The sequence below is a fragment of the Streptomyces cahuitamycinicus genome, assembly GCF_002891435.1.
In the GTDB taxonomy this organism is placed as follows: domain Bacteria; phylum Actinomycetota; class Actinomycetes; order Streptomycetales; family Streptomycetaceae; genus Streptomyces; species Streptomyces cahuitamycinicus.
Genome location: NZ_POUC01001006.1, coordinates 1 through 399 on the forward strand (window position 1 = coordinate 1; position 399 = coordinate 399).

1 protein-coding gene is annotated in these 399 nt (G+C 34.3%); it reads left to right on the top strand.

Annotation, left to right across the window (positions count from 1 at the left end; genetic code table 11):
• Nucleotides 1-192: 192 nt before the first annotated feature.
• The coding region (locus C1J00_RS48780) for a hypothetical protein (protein ID WP_219728431.1) at nucleotides 193-399 on the top strand (207 nt) is incomplete at its 3' end.

The following is a 399-nucleotide window of genomic DNA, read 5'->3' on the forward strand; positions in this document are numbered from 1 at the left end:
AGCTAATTCTAAGTGGGAATTTACCTCGTCTAGTTTAATTAAAGAAGTTGTAAAAATGGGCGGAAGCATTAAAGGCCTAGTCCTGAAACTGTGGAAGTATTATTAAAATCAAGACTAAAATGACTATTTAAAGGATTGGAAAATAAATTCCAATCTTTTTTTGTATCTTCTGTTAGCTAAGGAGGTGCAAAAATGTTGGAAGAAATTTGGGAAAAATATCAAAAACAAATTATAATAACAGGTATAACAGTCACAATAGTGGTCATGTTTTTTTGTATTTTGGTAGGAGCGGGGCGTAATGATAGTACTGATAAGATGATTGGAAACAATCTGACTAGTTCGTCCAGTTCTATACAAAGCAGCTCAAACTCTGCAACGCCAATGGCGAGTGGACAAGAT